This is a genomic window from Proteus sp. Marseille-Q3619, assembly GCF_965283115.1.
This window is the reverse complement of sequence record NZ_CBDIMP010000013.1, coordinates 1-1,068: the sequence shown is the minus strand read 5'-3', so window position 1 is coordinate 1,068 and position 1,068 is coordinate 1. Positions and strand designations below refer to the sequence as shown.

General features: G+C 28.9%; 1 pseudogene. It reads left to right on the top strand.

The window, feature by feature from the left end:
- Positions 1 to 849: pseudogene (locus tag ACWPWK_RS19045) on the top strand (bestrophin family protein); the annotation flags it as partial.
- Between the last annotated feature and the right edge of the window lie 219 nt (positions 850 to 1,068).

Genomic DNA, 1,068 nt, shown 5'->3' with positions numbered 1-1,068 from the left:
GTCATTCGTCCTAATCAACACTGGTTCTTTCGGTTATTTGATTGGCATGGTTCTGTGCTTTCAAAAATAATCTTTCGTTTATGCCTTAATGTTATTATGTCAATTATCGCTATTTTGATTTATCAATGGTATGAACAATTAGGAATACACTTAACAGTTGCTCCTTTTAGTTTACTCGGTATTGCCATCGCAATATTTCTTGGTTTCAGAAATAATGCAAGCTATAGCAGGCTTGTGGAAGCCAGAACCCTATGGGGTAATATGTTAATTACTCATCGTAATATATTAAGAAATATAAAAGCATTATTACCTGAAGATAAACAATTTAATCGAGATTTTTCTAATTTATTAATTGCTTTTAGTTGGAGCTTAAAACACGAGCTAAGAAAAACAGATCCAATGGTTGATCTTTACCGCCTATTACCTCGAACTTTATTTAATGAAATAATGAATAGCCCTTATCCCACTAATCGTATTTTATTACATATCGGTTTAAAAATAGGTGAATTGAGAGATAACAAGGTGATAAGTGACGTTATTTTTCAATCAATTAATAAAGATATTAATAATTTATCTGATGTACTCGGAGGTTGCGAACGGATCTCAAATACCCCAGTTCCATTTGCTTATACTTTGATATTGCAACGTACTGTTTATTTATTTTGTACATTATTACCTTTTGCTTTGGTAGCCGATCTCCATTATATGACACCGTTTGTATCAGTTTTTATCTCTTATACTTTTTTATCTTGGGATTCATTAGCTGAAGAATTAGAAGATCCTTTTGGTGTATCTGCAAATGACTTACCCTTAAATGCCCTTTGTAATACGATTGAAAGAAACTTAATTGTATTCTAGCTAAGTGAAATGCATCTAATCCAAACATAATGCCCCACCTAGTATAAATCTATTTGTCATAAATTTATTCATTTCTATTTTCCTATTTTTATTTTTCTCAAATAAATTATTCTTAATTTTTAATTATTAATACCAATTACCTTTATTCCATTTTTGGAAAATTAAAAATAAAAGTATTTAATTTATATTTATATATTATTCATATAATCA